Origin of the sequence: Amycolatopsis sp. CA-128772 (genome assembly GCF_002904295.1) — a bacterium.
Taxonomy (GTDB): Bacteria; Actinomycetota; Actinomycetes; order Mycobacteriales; family Pseudonocardiaceae; genus Amycolatopsis.
The window spans coordinates 165,895-182,683 of sequence record NZ_PPHG01000075.1; the positions used below are offsets into that span (position 1 = coordinate 165,895).

The 16,789-nt window shown below is 71.3% G+C and carries 15 protein-coding genes; 1 reads left to right on the top strand and 14 read right to left on the bottom strand.

The window, feature by feature from the left end:
- Positions 1–29: 29 nt before the first annotated feature.
- The 13 genes from C2L59_RS29450 to C2L59_RS29510 form a co-directional block, all read right to left on the bottom strand.
- Entirely contained in the window at positions 30–1,007 is a 978-nt protein-coding gene (locus C2L59_RS29450; RefSeq protein WP_103352781.1) for a zinc ribbon domain-containing protein, read from the bottom strand.
- Between the two features lie 3 nt (positions 1,008–1,010).
- On the bottom strand, positions 1,011–1,550 hold the full coding sequence (locus tag C2L59_RS29455) for a phage tail protein (protein WP_103352782.1): 540 nt from the start codon (positions 1,548–1,550) through the stop codon (positions 1,011–1,013).
- Between the two features lie 97 nt (positions 1,551–1,647).
- Positions 1,648–3,609 carry a putative baseplate assembly protein gene (locus C2L59_RS29460; RefSeq protein ID WP_103352783.1) on the bottom strand — a complete coding sequence of 654 codons (1,962 nt, stop codon included), beginning with the start codon at positions 3,607–3,609 and terminating at the stop codon, positions 1,648–1,650.
- A complete protein-coding gene (locus tag C2L59_RS29465; RefSeq protein WP_103352966.1) occupies positions 3,609–4,028 on the bottom strand; it encodes a GPW/gp25 family protein in 420 nt (139 codons plus the stop codon). The genes C2L59_RS29460 and C2L59_RS29465 overlap by 1 nt, the downstream gene beginning before the upstream one ends.
- Positions 4,029–4,035: 7 nt before the next feature.
- Positions 4,036–4,317 (bottom strand): PAAR domain-containing protein, encoded by a 282-nt coding sequence (locus tag C2L59_RS29470; protein WP_103352784.1) that lies wholly within the window; start codon positions 4,315–4,317, stop codon positions 4,036–4,038.
- 13 nt (positions 4,318–4,330) lie between these two features.
- A complete protein-coding gene (locus C2L59_RS29475) occupies positions 4,331–6,151 on the bottom strand; it encodes a VgrG-related protein (protein ID WP_103352785.1) in 1,821 nt (606 codons plus the stop codon).
- Positions 6,144–6,914 carry a LysM peptidoglycan-binding domain-containing protein gene (locus tag C2L59_RS29480; protein WP_103352786.1) on the bottom strand — a complete coding sequence of 257 codons (771 nt, stop codon included), beginning with the start codon at positions 6,912–6,914 and terminating at the stop codon, positions 6,144–6,146. Before C2L59_RS29480 ends, C2L59_RS29475 begins: the two co-directional genes overlap by 8 nt.
- Positions 6,915–6,916: 2 nt before the next feature.
- On the bottom strand, positions 6,917–7,363 hold the full coding sequence (locus tag C2L59_RS29485; RefSeq protein WP_103352967.1) for a phage tail protein: 447 nt from the start codon (positions 7,361–7,363) through the stop codon (positions 6,917–6,919).
- Positions 7,364–7,374: 11 nt separating this feature from the next.
- Positions 7,375–9,873, bottom strand: coding sequence for a hypothetical protein (locus tag C2L59_RS29490; protein WP_103352787.1), 2,499 nt, complete (start codon positions 9,871–9,873; stop codon positions 7,375–7,377).
- A 7-nt stretch (positions 9,874–9,880) separates the two neighbouring features.
- Positions 9,881–10,039 carry a DUF6760 family protein gene (locus C2L59_RS29495; RefSeq protein ID WP_003098516.1) on the bottom strand — a complete coding sequence of 53 codons (159 nt, stop codon included), beginning with the start codon at positions 10,037–10,039 and terminating at the stop codon, positions 9,881–9,883.
- Positions 10,036–10,476: a hypothetical protein gene (locus C2L59_RS29500; RefSeq protein ID WP_103352788.1), complete on the bottom strand. Its 441-nt coding sequence runs from the start codon at positions 10,474–10,476 to the stop codon at positions 10,036–10,038. Before C2L59_RS29500 ends, C2L59_RS29495 begins: the two co-directional genes overlap by 4 nt.
- 4 nt (positions 10,477–10,480) lie before the next feature.
- A complete protein-coding gene (locus C2L59_RS29505; protein WP_103352789.1) occupies positions 10,481–10,924 on the bottom strand; it encodes a phage tail protein in 444 nt (147 codons plus the stop codon).
- A gap of 18 nt (positions 10,925–10,942) precedes the next feature.
- A complete protein-coding gene (locus tag C2L59_RS29510) occupies positions 10,943–12,487 on the bottom strand; it encodes a phage tail sheath family protein (RefSeq protein WP_103352790.1) in 1,545 nt (514 codons plus the stop codon).
- A gap of 190 nt (positions 12,488–12,677) precedes the next feature.
- Between C2L59_RS29510 and C2L59_RS29515 the strand changes: the two genes are divergently transcribed.
- On the top strand, positions 12,678–15,992 hold the full coding sequence (locus C2L59_RS29515; RefSeq protein WP_233223762.1) for a hypothetical protein: 3,315 nt from the start codon (positions 12,678–12,680) through the stop codon (positions 15,990–15,992).
- A gap of 52 nt (positions 15,993–16,044) precedes the next feature.
- Here the strand turns inward: C2L59_RS29515 and C2L59_RS29520 are convergent, their stop codons facing one another.
- Positions 16,045–16,785 (bottom strand): DUF4157 domain-containing protein, encoded by a 741-nt coding sequence (locus C2L59_RS29520; protein WP_103352791.1) that lies wholly within the window; start codon positions 16,783–16,785, stop codon positions 16,045–16,047.
- Positions 16,786–16,789 lie beyond the last annotated feature (4 nt).

Below are 16,789 nucleotides of genomic sequence, written 5' to 3' on the forward strand. Positions count from 1 at the left end.
ATCGGTCCCTCCCAAAGGTTTGCGGCAGCTCAGCCGGCCTCGAACAGCTCGATCTCGGAGATCGCGACGTCCGTGCCGTCGAGCGAGCGGTGCAGCCCGACCACGTGCAGCTCGACGCTGGTCGCGCCTGCGCTGTTCTCGATCGGGACTTCCTGCGCGTCCGGCGTGTCGGCCAGCGTCATGTCGTAGGTCTTGCCGGTGGAGAACACCAGGTGCAGCTTCTGCGGCCGGTGCTCGGCCTGGAAGTTCGCGGCGTCGCCGGCGTAGACGATCGCCTTTCGCAGGTCCGCCGGGTGGTCGAAGGTGAACACCAGCGCGGGTTCCCGGTCGGTCGGGGCCGCCCAGAAGGTGTTCTTGGCGTTGTCGGTGACCAGCGGGGCCGCGTGCCCGTTCGTCTGCGCGGTCGCGGTCACCTTGACCGGGTGGACCGGATTCAGCTTCGCCTCGAAGATGCCGGTGACCTGGCTCCACAGCCCGGTCGCCGCGGTGTTGATCGCGCCGCGGAACGGCTGGTACAGCGCGTAGACCAGCGCCGAGAGCACGAGGAACACCGCGATCGCCCGGCGGATGATCTTGCCCACGGTCCGGCGCGCGCCGCGGGCCCGGCCGGTCCGGCGGCGGACGCCGTCCTTGCCCGGCCGCTCCCCCGCCCGGTGCTGCTTCGGTTTCCGGCCGAACACCCGGCGCCACCACGACGTCTTGACGGCCTCGGACTCGGCCAGCGAGGCACCGCAGCGGCTGCAGAAGTTCCGCGTGGGCGCGTTGCCCTTGCCGCACCGGCCGCAGATCAGGTCACCGGGGTTGAGCACCTGTTCTTCGACGGTCTGCTGCACGCTCTGCCGGACCGGCGCGTCCGGTTCGGCGGGCTGCACGACCTGCTGCTGCACCACCGGCTGCGTACGCACGGCGACCGGTTGCTCGTCGTCCCACTTCAGGTAGCGGCCGCATTCGCCGCAGAACTCGACTTCGGCGGGCCCCTGGTGCCCGCATTCGGTGTAGATGACCATCCGCTAGCCCTCCAGGACTTCCACCGCGACCCGCACGTGGGCGGGTACCGCGTCCACGACCGTCGCCGTCAGCCGCCGCACGTCGACCCGCGCCGGATCGGGCACCCGCACCCGCACCTGCACCCAGGGCGGCCCCGGGTCCGGCAGCGGCGCACCGGGCCGGGGTGCCTCGACGACCCCGCCGCTGTCGGTCACCTCGACCGCGCCCCCGGTCAGCAGCCGCACGTGTTCGGCGAGCCCGCGTTGCGTCCCGCGCCACCGGTGCAGCTCGACCGAGCTGGTCACCAGCTGCCGCAGCTGCGCCGGGCTCCAGCTCTCGTCGACGCGCAGCGCGACCCAGTTCGCCAGCCACCCGACGAAGTCCTCGGGCGCCAGGCCGGGGTCGAGGTAGCCGGCCAAGTTGTCCAAGGTGGACAGCACGGGCGCGAGGACCTCGTCGAGCGCACCGGTGAAGCCCTGGACGAACCGGTCTTCGGCGTAGACGGCGGGGAGCTGCTCGCCGATCGGGTGCGGGCTCGGCAGCCCGGCGATGCCCGCTCTCATGCCACCACCTCCCGGCCGGCCGGGCGCGCGAACCTGGCCGGCGGCGGGTCGAGCAGCCGCCCGCCGCGCCCGCGGGCCGGAATCCGCAGCCGCGCTCTCATGCGCCCGCCTCCCGCACCCGCACCTGGTGCCCGAAGGAGAACGCGAGCGCGTTGGGCGGCAGATCGAGCCGGTCGACCTGGTCGCCGCGCTCCCGGGTGATCGGGTTCGCCGCGAACAGCCGGACATCCTCCACCAGCTCCACGCCCGGCAGCCGTTGCAGCACCGCGAACACCTCGCCCGACTGCACCGGGCGGCCGAACGGCCAGCCTTCGCCGTCCGGACCGCCGCTGAGCGGGTTGAAGTAGTCGTACAGGGCCTGGGTCGCGCGCGCCCCGAGGGTCCCCGGGGTCGTGCGGCGGCGGGCGCGCAGCCGGGCCACCACCGTGACGCCCTGGTAGAACGGCGGTTCCACGGACACGAGCGCGCCGACGCAGCGCCGTTCGTCCAGGGACCGCTCGATCCGGGCGCGCATGCCCGGGTCGAGCATCAGGGTCGCGAACGCGAGCTCGCCGGTGTCCGGCACCGCCGGCACGACCAGGACCCGGATCGCGCCCGTCTCCCGGCCGTCCGGGCCGTGCGCCGGGATGCAGCGGACCCGGGCCGCTTCCGGCGCCGCTTCGCGCGCAAGCTGCTCGTAGTCGTCGGCCGTGACCGCGCGGTCGCGGGTGCGCAGCAGCAGCGGGCCGCGCACCTGCGCGTCCCGCACCGATTCGCCGTCCACCCCGCCGATCGCCGGCCGCCGGTTCACCACGCTGCTGACGAACGGGATCGGGTCCCGCTGCACCTCGAGGACCTCGCGGGCGACGTTGCCGCGCCGCCCGCCGCCGGAGCGGTACTCCGGCACGCGGATCGCGGCGGACTTGAGCGGGAAGGCCCCGTAGTACCGGAGGCCGCCCTCGGGCTGGCGCACCGCCGGACCGAACGCGATCTCCCCGCCGACCCGGTCGAGCATGACGTGCCGGTCGGTGGGCCCGGAGTCGGCGAACGACCGGACCTCGGTCCACTGCTGCCAGCCGTCCGGCCCCGAGACCTCGACGACCAGCTCGCCGTCCCCGGCGACCACCGGGGGACGCCCGAGCGGGAACCGCTGGCCCGGCGTGCCGTCCGACGTCCCGACGACCTCGTTGCGGATCACCTCGGCGTGCACCGCACCGACCGTGCCGCCGATCGTCGAAGCTTCGACCGTGTGCAGCCGCGGTGGGCGCTGGTAGAACGGCTGGTTCTGCTTGGCCTCGGCCAGGCGGCATCGCAGCCAGCCGGCCCGCCGGCGGGCGAGCACCGACGCGGTGTGCCCGGGCGGCACGTGCACCACGATGTCCCCCGCCCGGTTGAACGCGCCGGTGCTGTCCCGGTCGACCTCGCAGGCCGCCCAGCCGGTGCCGTCCCACGCCTCCCACAGCCACGGCGGGTCGCGCGGGTCGACGCCCTGGCCCTCGACCTCGCAGTCCATCCGCAGCAGCACCGCGCAGCCGGGCACGGCGTCCGACAGCCCGAAGCACACTGTGTCACCCGGTGCCGGGGTCTCCCCGAAGACCGCGGGGCTGCCGCCGACGAGCAGTTCGTCGGTGCGGTCGACCGGCGGCAGGCCGGTGTCGGCCGTGCCGGTCACCAGGTGCGCCAGCGAGCACGGCACGATGGTCAGCGTGCGCTCGACGGTGAACACCACCGGGTCCTCGACCTCGTTGCGGACGCTGGCGACCTGCTTGCCTGCCGGGACGACCACCGGGACGTCCCGGGCGGCCGAGAGCCAGAACGTCACGTCGGCGTGCGCCGCGGCGGGCGGGAACAGCCGGACCCCGATCAGGTCGAGGAAGCGCAGGTAGTGCAGGTCGGGCACCCGGTTGAGCCGGTAGAGCAGCTGGTCGACCATCTGCGCGAACGTCTCGATCAGCGTGACGCCGGGGTCGGAGACGTTGTGGTCGGTCCACTCCGGACAGTTGCGCTGGACCAGGAACTTGGCTTCGTCAACCAGGTCCTGGAACGTGCGGTCGTCGAGGTTGGGCTTGGGCAGCGACATCACGCACCGTCCTCTGCGGACTCGTGCGGCGGGATGACGTAGAACGGGAAGACGAGGTTGCGCGGGTCGTTGGTGCCGCGCAGGGTGTAGCGGATGTCGATCAGCAGCGTCCCCCGGTCGGCCTCGGCGAAGCTGACCACGACGTCGGTGAGGTCGATGCGCGGTTCCCAGCGTTCCAGCGAAGTCCGCACCTCGTAGGCGATCTGGCCGGCGGTCGCGGCGTCGGCGGGCGCGAACACGAGGTCGTGCACCGCGCAGCCGAACTCGGGCCGCATCGGCCGTTCCCCCGGCGCGGTCGCGAGGATCAGCCGGATGCTTTCGACGATCTCGCGCTCGCCGCCGACCAGCGCGATCGAGCCGGTCGCGTCCGTGTGCACCGGGAACGCCAGTCCCCGGCCGAGGAAGTCGTTCGACGTCACAGCCACGTCAGCCTCCGATCAGGACGGTCGGGCAGCCCATGACGATGGGCGCGCCGCAGGCGGCCAGGTCGCCCATCCGGGCCGCGGGCATGCCGCCGATCAGCACCGTCGGGCAGCCCGGCGGCGCGATCGGCGTCGGCGGGTGCACCGCGGGCGGCGGGAACGAGCAGGTGTGCAGCGTGCCGACGTTCGCGGCGGGCAGCCCGCCGATGAGCACGGTCGGCACGCCGGGCCCGGCGATGACGCCCGGGTGCCCGGTCGGGTCCCCGACCCTCGCGGCTGGTGGCATGCGCACTCCCCCGTCAGTTGATCTTGACCACGCCGCCGCGCACGGTGACGACACCGCTCGCGGTCAGCTCCGCCTGGCCCTGCCCGGCCACCGAAACGGTGGCGCCTTCGACCTTCACGCCGGCGGTGCCGTTGAGCTTCAGCTGCGCGCCCGCCTCGACGCTGGCCTCGGCCTGGGCCTTCACGGTGACCTTCTGGCCCTTGAGCTCCAGCGGCCCGGTGCCGGCGTCGATGCTGACGCCGTTGCGCGCCTTGACCGTGACGCTCTTCCCGCTGGTCACCTCGATGACCTGGTTCTTCTGGTCGATCTTGACCACGAACTTCGCGTCGCCGGAGGAGAGGATGATCCCGTCGTCCTCGGCGAACTCCAGCTTGTGCCCCTTCCGCGAGACGAACCCGCGGAGGGCGACCTCCCCGCTGTTGGCGTCGACGGTGGTCTTGCTGAACTTCGGCGTGACGTCCTTGCCGTTGTACAGCCCGCCCAGCACGTACGGCGCCTCGAAGTCGCCGTGCTCGAAGCCGACCAGGACCTCGTCGCCGACCTCGGGCAGCACCACCGCACCCCGGTCCTTGCCGGCGCCGGGCTGGACCGTGCGGGCCCAGGTGCTGGTGAACTCCTCGTCCAGCCACGGGAACGTGAGCTTGACGCGGCCGAGCTTCGCCGGGTCCCGGAGGTCGCTCACCACGGCGGGAACCAGGCCGGGCCACGCCGAGCCGTGCGCGCCGCCGGCGACCAGGCCGTAGAGCGAGCGTTCCTGCCGGCCGGACACGGTGAACTCGGTGGTGTAGCCGACTTCGGCGTTGAACAGGTGACGCGTGCTGGTCAGCGTGTACTTGCCGGAGAACGGCCGGCCGACGCCGGTGAGCGTGACGGCGGTGCCTGCGCGCAGCTTCGGGTTGCCCTTCGCGACGCCGTCGAGTTCGGTGCACGCGCTGCCGAGCTTGTCGGCCAGGGCCTTCGCGGTCGCGTCGGCCTCGCCCTGGGCCCGCCGGGGCGAGGCGGCGTCGAGGAAGGGCGGGCTGCCGAACTTGCCCGCCAGGCCCACCGGATCGACGCCCGGCACGTCGGTGCCCGCGTTCTTCGGGGTCGCGATGGCGGCGATCGCCTCCTTGTTCTCGTAGTTCCAGCCGGTGGCCCGCACCTCCGGGACCTGCTCGGCCGCGGTGACGCTGGCGCGCAGGCTGACCAGCGTCCCGTGCGCCTCGAGGACGAGCGGGTCGGCGGTCGCCTTCGTGCTGGTCGAGGGCGCGCCGGACGGCTTCTCCGGCAGTTCGAAGGTGAGCTTCCCGTCGCGGACGGCGATCTGCGCGCCGACCGCGTCGGCCAGCCGCGTGAGGAACTCCCAGTCGCTGACGTTGTCCTGGCTCAGCTGGGTGTTCGGCCGGCCGCCGTACCCCGGGACGTTGTCGATCTTGCCGGCCGGGATGTGCGCGCGCTGGGCGACCTTGCGCACGACGTCCGCGATGGTCATGTTCGGGTAGGCCGCCACCCGGCGGCCGCGGAAGAGCCGGTGCGCCTGGTCGTACCCGCGGACCTCGGTGAAGGTGCCGTGCCGGTCCAGGTCGATCGCGACCGCGGTGACCTCGCCCGAGAGCAGGTCCTGCGGGGCCTCGGGGTCGGACGTCTGGACCTTCAGCTTGATCTTCGCCCCGACCTTGAACTTGCCCTTCTCCAGCACGACGGACCCGGGGTCGCGGAAGCGCAGCACGAAGGTGTCCGGCAGGTTCCGGCTGTCGTCGACGTAGGCGTAGCCGAGCATCACCCTGACGTCGTCGGGCAGCGCGGTGCCTTCGACCTCGACCAGGAGGGTGTTCGTGAAGGTCTCGTTAGCCATCGAGCTCCTCCAGCGCGGGCACCAGCAGCCGGGTGCCGGGCCGCAGCCGCATCGGGTCGTCGATGTCGTTGGCGTCGGCGATTTCGCGCCACTTCCCGGCGTCGCCGTAAGCGCGGAACGCCACCGAGGCCAGCGAATCCCCGGAGACGAGCACGTGCGTGTCCCGCGCCGCGAGCGCGCCGGAGGTCGGGTTCTGGCCGCCGAGCTCGCCCGAGATCTCCTCCAGGTTCACCGTGCAGACCGCGCGCACCGGCGTCCCCGACGGCGTGAACAGGGTGTACTTCGCGGTGACGGAGGCGACGTAGGCGGGGAACCCGGTCATGCCGCCCCACTTGAAGATCACCCACGGCGGCGACGGTTTCCGGCTGTTGCGGCTGTCCTCGGTGGCCACGCAGCAGGTGAACAGCTGCTCGACCGTCTTGACGACGGCGTCGTCCATCTTGCCGGTGGCGTCGAGGAACATCTCCAGCGCGAGCTTGGCCGGGTCGGAGCCCTTGAACTGCGGCGGCGCGCTCTTCTTGGCGTTGGGTTGCGCGTCGCGGCCCCACTTGGCGTTCTTGCTGAGGGAAAGTTCCTTGGGGTTGAACTGGAACTTGATGTCGAACAGCTTCTCCCCGGGCGGCTGCCCGGTCCCCCCGGACTGCGGCGGCTTGCGGACTTCGAGCAGCGCGCGCTGCAGGTTGTTCGGCGCCGGTTCACCGGAACCGTAGGCGGCCGGGGGCGCGGAGCCGGCCGAGGTGAAGGTGACGGGCGAGGAGGACATGGTCAGCCCTTCTTCGCGGGGCTGAGGAAGCCGTGGTGGGCCAGTTCGAGGGTTTCGGTGGCGACCTTGGGCGAGTCGGACGAGAGCTGCGGGCCGCTCCACCGCACCGGGACGACGCCTTCGAGGGCCCAGCTGGCGATCACCTTGCCTTCGAGGGTGCGGGCCTCGATGGTGGCGGTCTTGCGTTCGATTCCGCTGGCCAGGCTGGCGAACCACTTGGTGATCTGCGAACTGGCCTCGGTGACGGGCCGCGACAGCTTGATGTTCGAGTACTTGATCCGGGTCGGCAGCTGCCAGACCATGCCGTTGTTGCCGCCCTCTTCCCGCTGTTCCATGACGAATTCGCAGCCGAGGCCGTCACAGCTGGAGAACGCACCGAGGTTCCCGAGGTTCTTGTCGTCCAGCTTGACGACGTAGCAGACGGCAACGGCCTCTTCGGTATCCGGCATCGGCATCCCCTTCAGTGCGGACGATCGGTGAGCGCCCCCCGGCGCTCACGGTCGAGTCGGAGTTCGGTCTTGAGCCGCCGCAGCAGCGGATCGAAGAGCTGCTTGACAAGCTCATCGGTTTCCGGCGGCGCGGCGGCGGGTGCGGGATCTCGCTGGACGGCGGGCGGTGGGGTGAGTTCTTCGGTGACCCGCTGGACGGCCGGTGGTGGTGGGGTGGGGTCGGGCGGGGTCGCCGGAGTCTCGACGGCCCGGCTCATCGTGAGGGGCAGTCCGCCGGCGGCTCTCGCCACCAGGGGCGCGGGAGCGTCGATCGGGCGGCTCACCGGCGAGGCGGGCTCGTGCACCGTTCGAGCTACCGGCAGGTTTGGTGTCTCGATCCCGCGGCTGACCAGGAGAGCGGACTCGTGGGCCGGTTGAGCCGCCGCGATGGCGCGGCTCACCGGAAGGGGCGGCTCTTGCGGCCCTCGGGCCACCGCAAGGGTCGGTCCCTCGGTCGCGTGGCTGGCCCGCGCCACCGGCAAGGCGGGCGCCTCAACCGCACGGCTCACCGGCAGGGCGGACTCCCGCACAACAGGCAGAACCGGAACCTCGGCCACGCGGTTGGGCGGAGGGGAGACCTGCCGAACCGGAGCTTCGATCGCGCGGCTGACCGGAAGGACGGCCTCCCGCGCTACCGGCAAAGCCGGAGTCTCGACCGCGCGGCTGACCGCCAGCGCAGGTTCGTGTCCCGCTGGCGGAGCCGTAGCCTCCATCGCGCGGTTGATCGGAAGGGCGGCCTCCCGCACAACCGGAGCCTCCATCGCGCGGCTCACCGGAAGGGGGGCCTCCCGCGCCATCGGCGGAGCCTCGGCCACGCCGCTCACCGGCAGTGCGGCCCCATGAGCCACCGGCAAAGCCGGAGTTTCAGCCGCACGGCTCACCGGCAGCACTGCCCCAGTCTCGGTCGCGCGGCTCACCGGCAGGGCGGTCTCATGCCCCACCGGCTGGGCCGGAGCCTCCATCGCGCGGCTGACCGCCAGAGCAGGTTCGTGCCCCACGGGTAGAGCCGGAGCCTCCATCGCGCGGCTCACCGGCAGGTCGGCCTCATGCGCCACCGGCTGGGCCGGAGTCTCGGTCGCGCGGCTGACCGCCAGAGCGGGCCCGTGCCCCACCGGCAAAGCCGGAGCCTCCATCGCGCGGCTCACCGGCAGGGCAGACTCCCGCACAACCGGCAAAGCCGGAGCCTCGGCCACCCCATTCACCGGCGGGGCGGCCCCAGGTGCCACCGGCCGAGCCGGAGCCTCCACCGCGCGGCTGATCGGCAGCGTGGACTCCTGCACCACCGGTTGAGCCTCGGCCGCCCGGCTCACCGGAAGAGGTGTCTCCTGCACGCCCCGGGTCACCGCGAGCGCCGGAGTTCCGCCAACCGGAAGCGACGACTCCAGCGCGGTTTGCACCACCGGAGTCGCGCTCAACGGAAGGCCAGGCTCCTGTGCCGTTTCCGCCACGGGAAGCGTCGGCGGCTCGTACGCCTGCGCTGCTTTCGCCGCCGGAAGGGCGAAGGGCGCGTTCTCCCGGCCGACTTCCTGCGCCGGTTGGGCCACCGGCAAAGCCGGGGTATCGGTCCCCCCGGGTTCCTGAGCCGCTCCGGTCACCGGAAGCGCGGGAGCATCGACCGCCCGGCTCACCGGAAGTGGCGGCTCCTGGTTCCCCGCAAGCGTCGATGTCTCGGCAGGCAATGCCGCCGGTGGGGCAACGCTCGTCGAGCCGCCCGGGACACCGGGCGGCTCCGTCGTGTCGAGCGGGCGGAACGTATTGACCGGCGACGACCGCCCCGGCGGCGCCTCCGCATCGCCCACACCCTGCGCTACGGAAGAAACCGCGACCCGCGACACCGGCAACACCCCGTCGCCCGGCTCCGGCAGGATCGGCGCCCCGAGCCCCAGCCGCCGCGGAGCCGACGGCTCCGCCCGCTGCACCACCGGCAGAGCCGGCCGCACAGGCTCACGCACGGCAGTTGGAGCATCCTCCACAGTCCGCACCGACAGCTCAGGCGCAGGCACATCCCCTACAGCCCGCACCAACGGCGCAGGCGCATCCTCCACAACCGCCTGGACCGTCCGCACCGCCGGCACAACCGCAGCCGCAGCCGCACCACCAGCCGACGTCAGCGGCGGCACCGCCTCCCCCGCCCCCACCACGGGCAGCACCAAATCCGCCCCGGGTCGGAAACCGCCCCCCTTGAGCGCCGCCCGCTGCACCACCGGCATGGCCGGCGCCTCCCCCTGCCCCGGCCGCGCCAGATCGTTGATCACCCCGGCCGGCTCGTCCGGGCCGATCCGGTGACCGAGCGGCTCCAGGTACGCCGGGCTCTGCCAGGACGTCAACGCGGCACTGAACCGCTGCACCGGGTTCACCAGCGGGTGCTCGGGGACGACCGGCCGGATCGGCGGCAGCGTCCGCCACTCCGCGCGCGCCACCGGTGGCTCGGCCGCGGGCGGGCGGGCCGGCTCCTTCCTGCGGAACCACATCGCAGCGTCACCGTCCCTGGCTCATCCGGGTGTTGATCCGGGCGATCTCGGCGACGTAGGTCAACCGGTCGGGGTGTTCGAGGTCGAGGATGTCGTCGAGGGACCAGTGCAGGTGGTAGGCGACGTACGCGACCTCCTCGTGCAGCCGGTCGGCCGCGTACGTCACGATTCCCCCAGGCGGCCACCGGCGACGTCGACGACGAAGCTGTGGCCGCACTCCGGGCACGCCACGCCCGCGCGGGTGTGGCCTTCGCTGTTGATCCGGCGGTACATGTCCTGCAGGAACGCCAGGTCCGAGGCGAACAGGTTCTCGATGATGCCGGCGTGGATGTCGGTGAGGTCACCGATCCGGGTGACGACCCGGGCCAGCAGCACCACCGTGAGGAACGCCGAGTTCTCGCGCACGCGGTCGTCCCGCAGCGGGATCAGCTCGTCGCGGGCGGTGGCCAGCCGCATCACGCCGGAGTGGTGCACCTTGCCCTCGTCGTCGACGTACCCGCGCGGGAGCTCGAACGCGAACTCCGTCCGCAGCTTCGGCCGGGCCTCCGCCGCCGTCGCGGCGGGCGCCTCCTCGACCGGAGCCGACGCCATCACCCTGCGCATGGGCTCACTCGACTTCCATCTGCTCGTAGGTGATCACGAGCTTCTCGGTGAGCACGCTGGTGTCGCCGGCCTTGAGCGAGCCGATCTCCAGGCTCTTCGGCCACGCGTTGGTCAGCTTGTAGCGCTTGAGCGCCGTGCCCTCGTAGTCGTAGACGATGATGGCGCCGCCCTTGCGCGCGGAGGCCATCTTGCCGAAGTGGGCGTCCTTGACCCACTTCTCGAAGCTGTTGTCGTCGGTCAGGCCGCGGGTCAGCGTGACCTCACCGGCCTTGGGCCGGCCGGGCAGCTTCTTGATGACGTACTTGCCGTCCACCGTGTTCTGCTTGAGCTCGATGACGTCCTGTTCCATCTTGAGGCCGGAGACCTCGGAGATCTGCTTGATCTGGACGCCGTCGATCTCCAGCCCGAAGGAGTGCCCTACCGCCTTGTCGAGATCGGGAAGTGCCATGTCTGAGGAGTCCCTTCACTACTCGTTGACCAGGCTGGTGCCGCCGGACATCTGGGCCAGCCGGAAGATCACGAACTCCGCCGGTTTCACCGGGGCGATGCCCACTTCGCAGATCACCTGGCCGAGGTCGATGCCCTCGGCCGGGTTGGTCTCCCGGTCGCACTTGACGAAGAAGGCTTCGTCCGGAGTGAGCCCGAACAGCGCGCCCTTGCGCCACTCCATGACCAGGAACGCGCTGATCGTGCGCCGGATCCGCGCCCACAGCGCGTCGTCGTTCGGCTCGAACACGACCCACTGCGTGCCGACGAGGATCGACTCCTCGAGGTAGTTGAACAGCCGCCGGACGTTCAGGTAGCGCCACGCCGCGTCGCTCGACAGCGTCCGCGCGCCCCAGACCCGGATGCCCTTGCCCGAGAACGACCGCACGCAGTTGATGCCGATCGGGTTGAGCAGCTCCTGCTCGGCCTTGGTCAGGTGCGTTTCGAGGGCGAGCGCGCCGCGGACGACCTCGTTGGCCGGTGCCTTGTGGACGCCGCGGGTGGCGTCGGTGCGGGCCCACACCCCGGCCATGTGGCCGCTGGGCGGGATGAACGTGTTCGTCCCGGTGGCGGGGTCGAGCACCTGGACCCAGGGGTAGTAGAGAGCCGCGTACTTCGAGTCGTAGCCGGCCACGTCCTGGCGCCAGTTGCGGACTTCCTGCGGGTTGAGCGACGGCGGCGGGTCGATGATCGCCATCCGGTTGCCCATCAGCTCGCAGTGGGCGATCATCGCCAGCTGCACGGCCTTGACGCCGTCGAGGTCGAGCAGCTCGCGCTGGTAGGCGGCCGTCAGGTCCGGGGCCGCGACCATGGTGATCTCGTCGATCGCCTCCAGGCCGCCGAACCCGGTGCGGTCGGCGACGTCGCCGACGTAGTCGTCGGCCCCGACGCGGCGCGGGACCGGCGGCGCCTGCGGCGGCGCGGTGAGCACCGCGGCGCCCTTGTCGGGCTTGGTGACCGTCCCGCCGGAGGCGACCTCTTCGACGGTGACGAAGCTGGACTTCTCCCGCACCGCCGTGACGACGTTCTCCTTGGTGCGCTTGGTCGTCACGTTGTGCGTCTCGACGACCTTGCCGTCCTGCTTGACCAGCACGGTGAACCGGTCCTCGGCGGGGTTCTCCCCGGACGGCTCGGCGACCTCGACGGTGATCTCGCCGGCCTGCTTGCCCTCCGGCAGTTCCTTCGCGACGAACCGGTAGCCGCCGAGGACGGCCTGGCGGGCGGAGATCTGCTTCGGTGCGGAGCCGTTGTCGTGGGCGCGCGGGCCGCCGATGCGGACGACGTAGCAGTTGGCGCCGCCGTTGAGGAAGTAGCCGTAGACCGACTGGGCCAGGTAGCAGCCTTCGAGGAAGTCGCCGAAGGTCTGGGTGTACTGACCCCAGTTCGAAACCAGCGTCGGGGTGTTGAAGGGACCGTCCGCGGCGAAGCCGACGAAGGCGGCGACGGCGGTGCCCACGCCCTCGATCGGCCGTGCGCCCGCCTCGATCTCCTCGACGTACACCCCCGGCGTGAGATAGGTGGGCATGCGGGCCTCCCTTGTCGACGCACAAGTCTTGTCTCCGGCGATGCTGCTGCCCGCGCGTTGTGCGCGGAACGACCGTGCGGCTAGGCCCGCGGGAACCGATCTCTGCCCGAAGAGGCAACTGCCCGTTCGGGCACCGCGGCCCGCCCCTGCGGTCGTTGGCAACCGGCCCGCAAGGGCCGAAAGTGAACCCATGCCGACCGGGCGGGACCACGCGCCACGGGAGCCGTCCACGCAGCCGGTGCGGACGGCCCGGCCCGCGCGCCGGACGCCCCCGCCGGCGTTGCTGCGCCTGCAGGCCGCCGCGGGCAACGCGGCGGTGGCGGAACTGGTCGCGCTGCAGCGGCAGGGGTGTCCCGCTCCCCCGGTCGCGCCGCCCGGGGTGACCCCGGAAGCCGACCCGAAGTTCCGGTCGTTCAAGCAGGACGTCGGCGCCCGGGCCAAGTCGGCGAAGGCGCATCCCCCGGCCGGCGCGGAGGTCAAGCAGGCGCAGGACGCGGCGGTGGCCCCCGCCGACGACAAGGACGCGCAGGCCAAGGCGGCCCAGGCGGACAGGATGGCGGCTGCGAAGCCGGCCGGCTTCGACAAGGCCGCCTTCGTCGCGGCGGTGAACGCGGCGATCGACAAGCAGGCGCCGAAGAACCTCGACGAGGCCGACAAGTTCGCCGCGTCCGGCCAGGCCGACCAGGTCAGGACCGAGGTGCTGAGCAAGGTCACCGGCGGCAAGGACGCCTCGGCCAAGGACGTCACCGACCGGACGAAGGAAGCACCGGATCCCGGGCGGGCGGTGGAGAAGCCGGTGACGCCGGTGCCGCCGGCACCCCCGGCGCCGGCGCCGGCGCCGCCGGACCCGCGCAAGGCGACGCCGGACAAGGCCCCGCCCGAGCAGACCGACCTGCGCGCCGGCCAGTGCGAGACGCACTCGGCGATGGCGGCGGCGGGCGTCACGGACCAGCAGCTGGCGCAGGCCAACGAGCCGGAGTTCTCCGGCGCACTGGCGGCGAAGCAGGAAGGCGAGCAGCACACGGCGGCGGCGCCGGCCGCGGTCCGCGAGTCCGAAGCCGGCCGGCTGGCCGCCGTCACGGGCGCGGCCCAGGCGTCCGGGCAGTCGGCGATGGCGGGCATGACCGGTGCGCGGGCGGCGTCCGGCCAGAAGGGCCAGGCGACGAAGTCGGCCACGAAGGCGAAGGACGAGCAGGACCGGACGCGGATCACCGGCGAGATCAAGGCGATCTTCGACGAGACCAAGGCGAAGGTCGAGGGCGTGCTGGGCGCGCTCGACGCCGAGGTGGCCCAGCGGTTCGAGACCGGCGAAGCGCAGGCCAAGGCGGCGTTCACGGCCGATCACCAAGCGCGGATGAAGCGCTACAAGGACGAGCGGTACGACGGGATCACCGGCGCCGCGCGCTGGGCGTACGACCTCTTCGCCGACCTGCCGGCCGAAGCGAACAACCTCTTCCTCGAGGCCAAGAAGGTCTACGAGGTCAAGATGCAGGCGGTCATCAGCGACATCGCGGACTTCGTCGGCCGGCGGCTGGGCGAGGCGAAGCAGCTGATCACGGACGGCCGTACGCGGGTGCAGCAGAAGGTGGCGTCCCAGTCGCCGGCCCTGCGCAAGATTGCGGGTGAGGCGGCGAAGGAGTTCGGCGGCCAGTTCGACGACCTGGAGAAGTCGGTCGACGAGAAGCAGGAGTCGCTGGTCGAGGACCTGGCCCAGAAGTACAGCGAAGCACGCAACGCCGTCGACGAGGAGATCAAGGCGCTGCAGGCGGAGAACAAGGGCCTGTGGAGCAAGGCGAAGGAGGCGGTCGGCGGCGCGATCGAGACGATCCTCAAGCTGAAGGACATGCTGCTCGGCGTGCTGGCGCGGGCGGCGAACGCGGTCGAGCTGATCATCAAGAAGCCGATCGAGTTCCTCGGCAACCTGGTCGACGCGGTCAAGACCGGCGTCATGAACTTCGGCTCGAACATCGTCCAGCACCTCAAGGACGGGCTGAAGGGCTGGCTGCTCGGCAACCTGGCGAGCGCGGGCATCGAGATCCCGGAGGCGCTGGACGCCAGGGGCATTCTGAAGATGGTCCTGTCGATCCTGGGCCTGACCTGGGCGAGCGTCCGCGCGCGGATCCTCCGGTTCATCCCGGAGCCGGTGCTGGCCAAGCTGGAGCAGACCCTGGACGTGGTCAAGATCCTGATCACCGAGGGCGTCCCGGGCCTGTGGCGGTGGGTGGTCGCGAAGCTGGGCGATCTCAAGGAGCTGGTGCTCGGCCAGGTGAAGGACTTCGTGATCGAGAAGATCGTCAAGGCGGGCATCACCTGGATCATCTCGATGCTGAACCCGGCGGCGGCGTTCATCAAGGCGTGCAAGGCGATCTACGACATCGTCATGTTCTTCGTGGACAAGGCGGCGCAGATCAAGGAGTTCGTGGACTCGGTACTGGACTCGGTGGAGTCCATCGCCCGCGGCGGCGCGGGCGCGGTGGCGGGCCTGATCGAGCGGACGCTGGCCAAGGCGTTGCCGATGGTGCTGGGGTTCCTGGCGAGCCTGCTGGGGCTGGGCGGGATTTCGGAGAAGATCAAGTCGATCCTGGAGAAGGTCCAGGCCCCGGTGGGCAAGGTGATCGACTCGGTCGTGGGGTCGATCGTCAAGGCGGGGAGAAAGGTCTGGTCGAAACTCAAGGGCCAGAACAAGGAAACGAAGGGCCAGGAACCGTCGACGGGGTCGGCAAAGGTGAAGGCCGACGCCCTGCGGGATGCTGGAACCAGGCTGCACAAACTGGAAAGCATAGAAAAAGCGAAGCCGGTTCTGGACGACATTCGCCGGCAGTACCGACCGCATGGGCTCAAACGTCTCGAAATGACGGCGTCGTCGGACGCGAAGTCCGTCGAACTCACAGCGGTGGCAAGCCCGCCGGATCAACGAAGGATCCCGTTCGCCGAAGTGTTCCAAGGAGTGGATCTCGAACACCTCAAGAAGATCTTCGAGAACAAAGCCGAAGGGATGCGAGACTACGTGGTGGCAGCCCTGTCCGTCGACGGGACGATGATCGGACAGGCGCAGTACAACGACTCGGCCACCGGAACCAAGGGCGGCCGGCACGCGGAAGTCGTTGTCATCTCCCAGCACTGGGAGCACGCCCTGACCGTGGTTCGAGCCGGTATCGCCCAGGGGAAACGACCGAAACTGGTCTTCGCCATCAGCGCGAGTCCCTGTCAGGCCTGCACGGCCGTGCTGAACGAGCACATTCGCCGGGTGCGGTCAGATCCCACAATCGGCCAGAAGGCCGACTTCATCCTGGCGCCGCGCTCGACCTACGAGGGTCGGATGCACCCCGAGAAGAAGACCACCGGCAAGGGTCTGGCGGATCTGGTTCTGCTGGACGGCGTCGAACTCGGGTGGGATATCCGTCAGCTGGCCACGAAGGAGAAGATCGGCAAGCACTGGGAACTCCCCCTCGCCGAATGGGCCCACAAGCTGTGGCAGAAGGTGCAGCTCGCCGGTAAGGCCTGACCGTCCGCACCACGAAGCCTCGGAGAGCCGGAACTCCTGAAGGCGTCGACGCCTAGGAGCCCTCTTCTTCGCCCTCTTCCTCGCGCTGCACGAAGGTCTGCGCCATCTTTTCCTCTTCGCCTTCTTCGGCCTCCGGAGCCTCCTCGCGCTGCACGGCCGGCTCATCCGCAGCATGCCCGCCGTCCGCACAACGCTGGACGCCCGCCGGGGCCGGAGCGGGTGCCGACATCAGGCGGTCCGCGTTCGCGACCGCCTCGCGCTCGAAGCGGTCCGAAGGATCCGACACCTTCACTCCGCCCCCGGCGTCCGTTCCGTCCACCGGGCCGCTCCGCTGCTGGACGACGTGGGTGAGCTCGTGCGCCAGCATGTGCTTGCCGCCCTCGGAGGCCGGGTCGTACTTGTCGCGCTGGAAGACGATGTTCGACCCGACCGTGTACGCCTGCGCGTTCACCGACTTCGCCGACTCGTGCGCGGCGCCGTCCGTGTGCACGCGGACGTCGGCGAAGTCGGCGCCGAAGCGGCCCTCCATGTCCGTGCGCGTCGCCGCGTCGAGGGGCGCTCCGCCGCCCGAGCCGACGACGTCGTGGACCGGCGAGCGTTCCTCCTCGATCAGCGACCCCGTGCCCGCGTTGCCGACCGCGCGCTGCAGCCCCAGCAGGCCGGCCGGGCCGAGGACGTCGGTGCGGCCCGCCGCGGCCGCGCGGCCCAGCAGGTCCGTGTCGTCGCGCTCGGGCCGGTCGCCGCGTGGCCGCAGGCTCGGTTCGAGGTCGTTGTCGTGACTGTGCCCGCGCATGTCC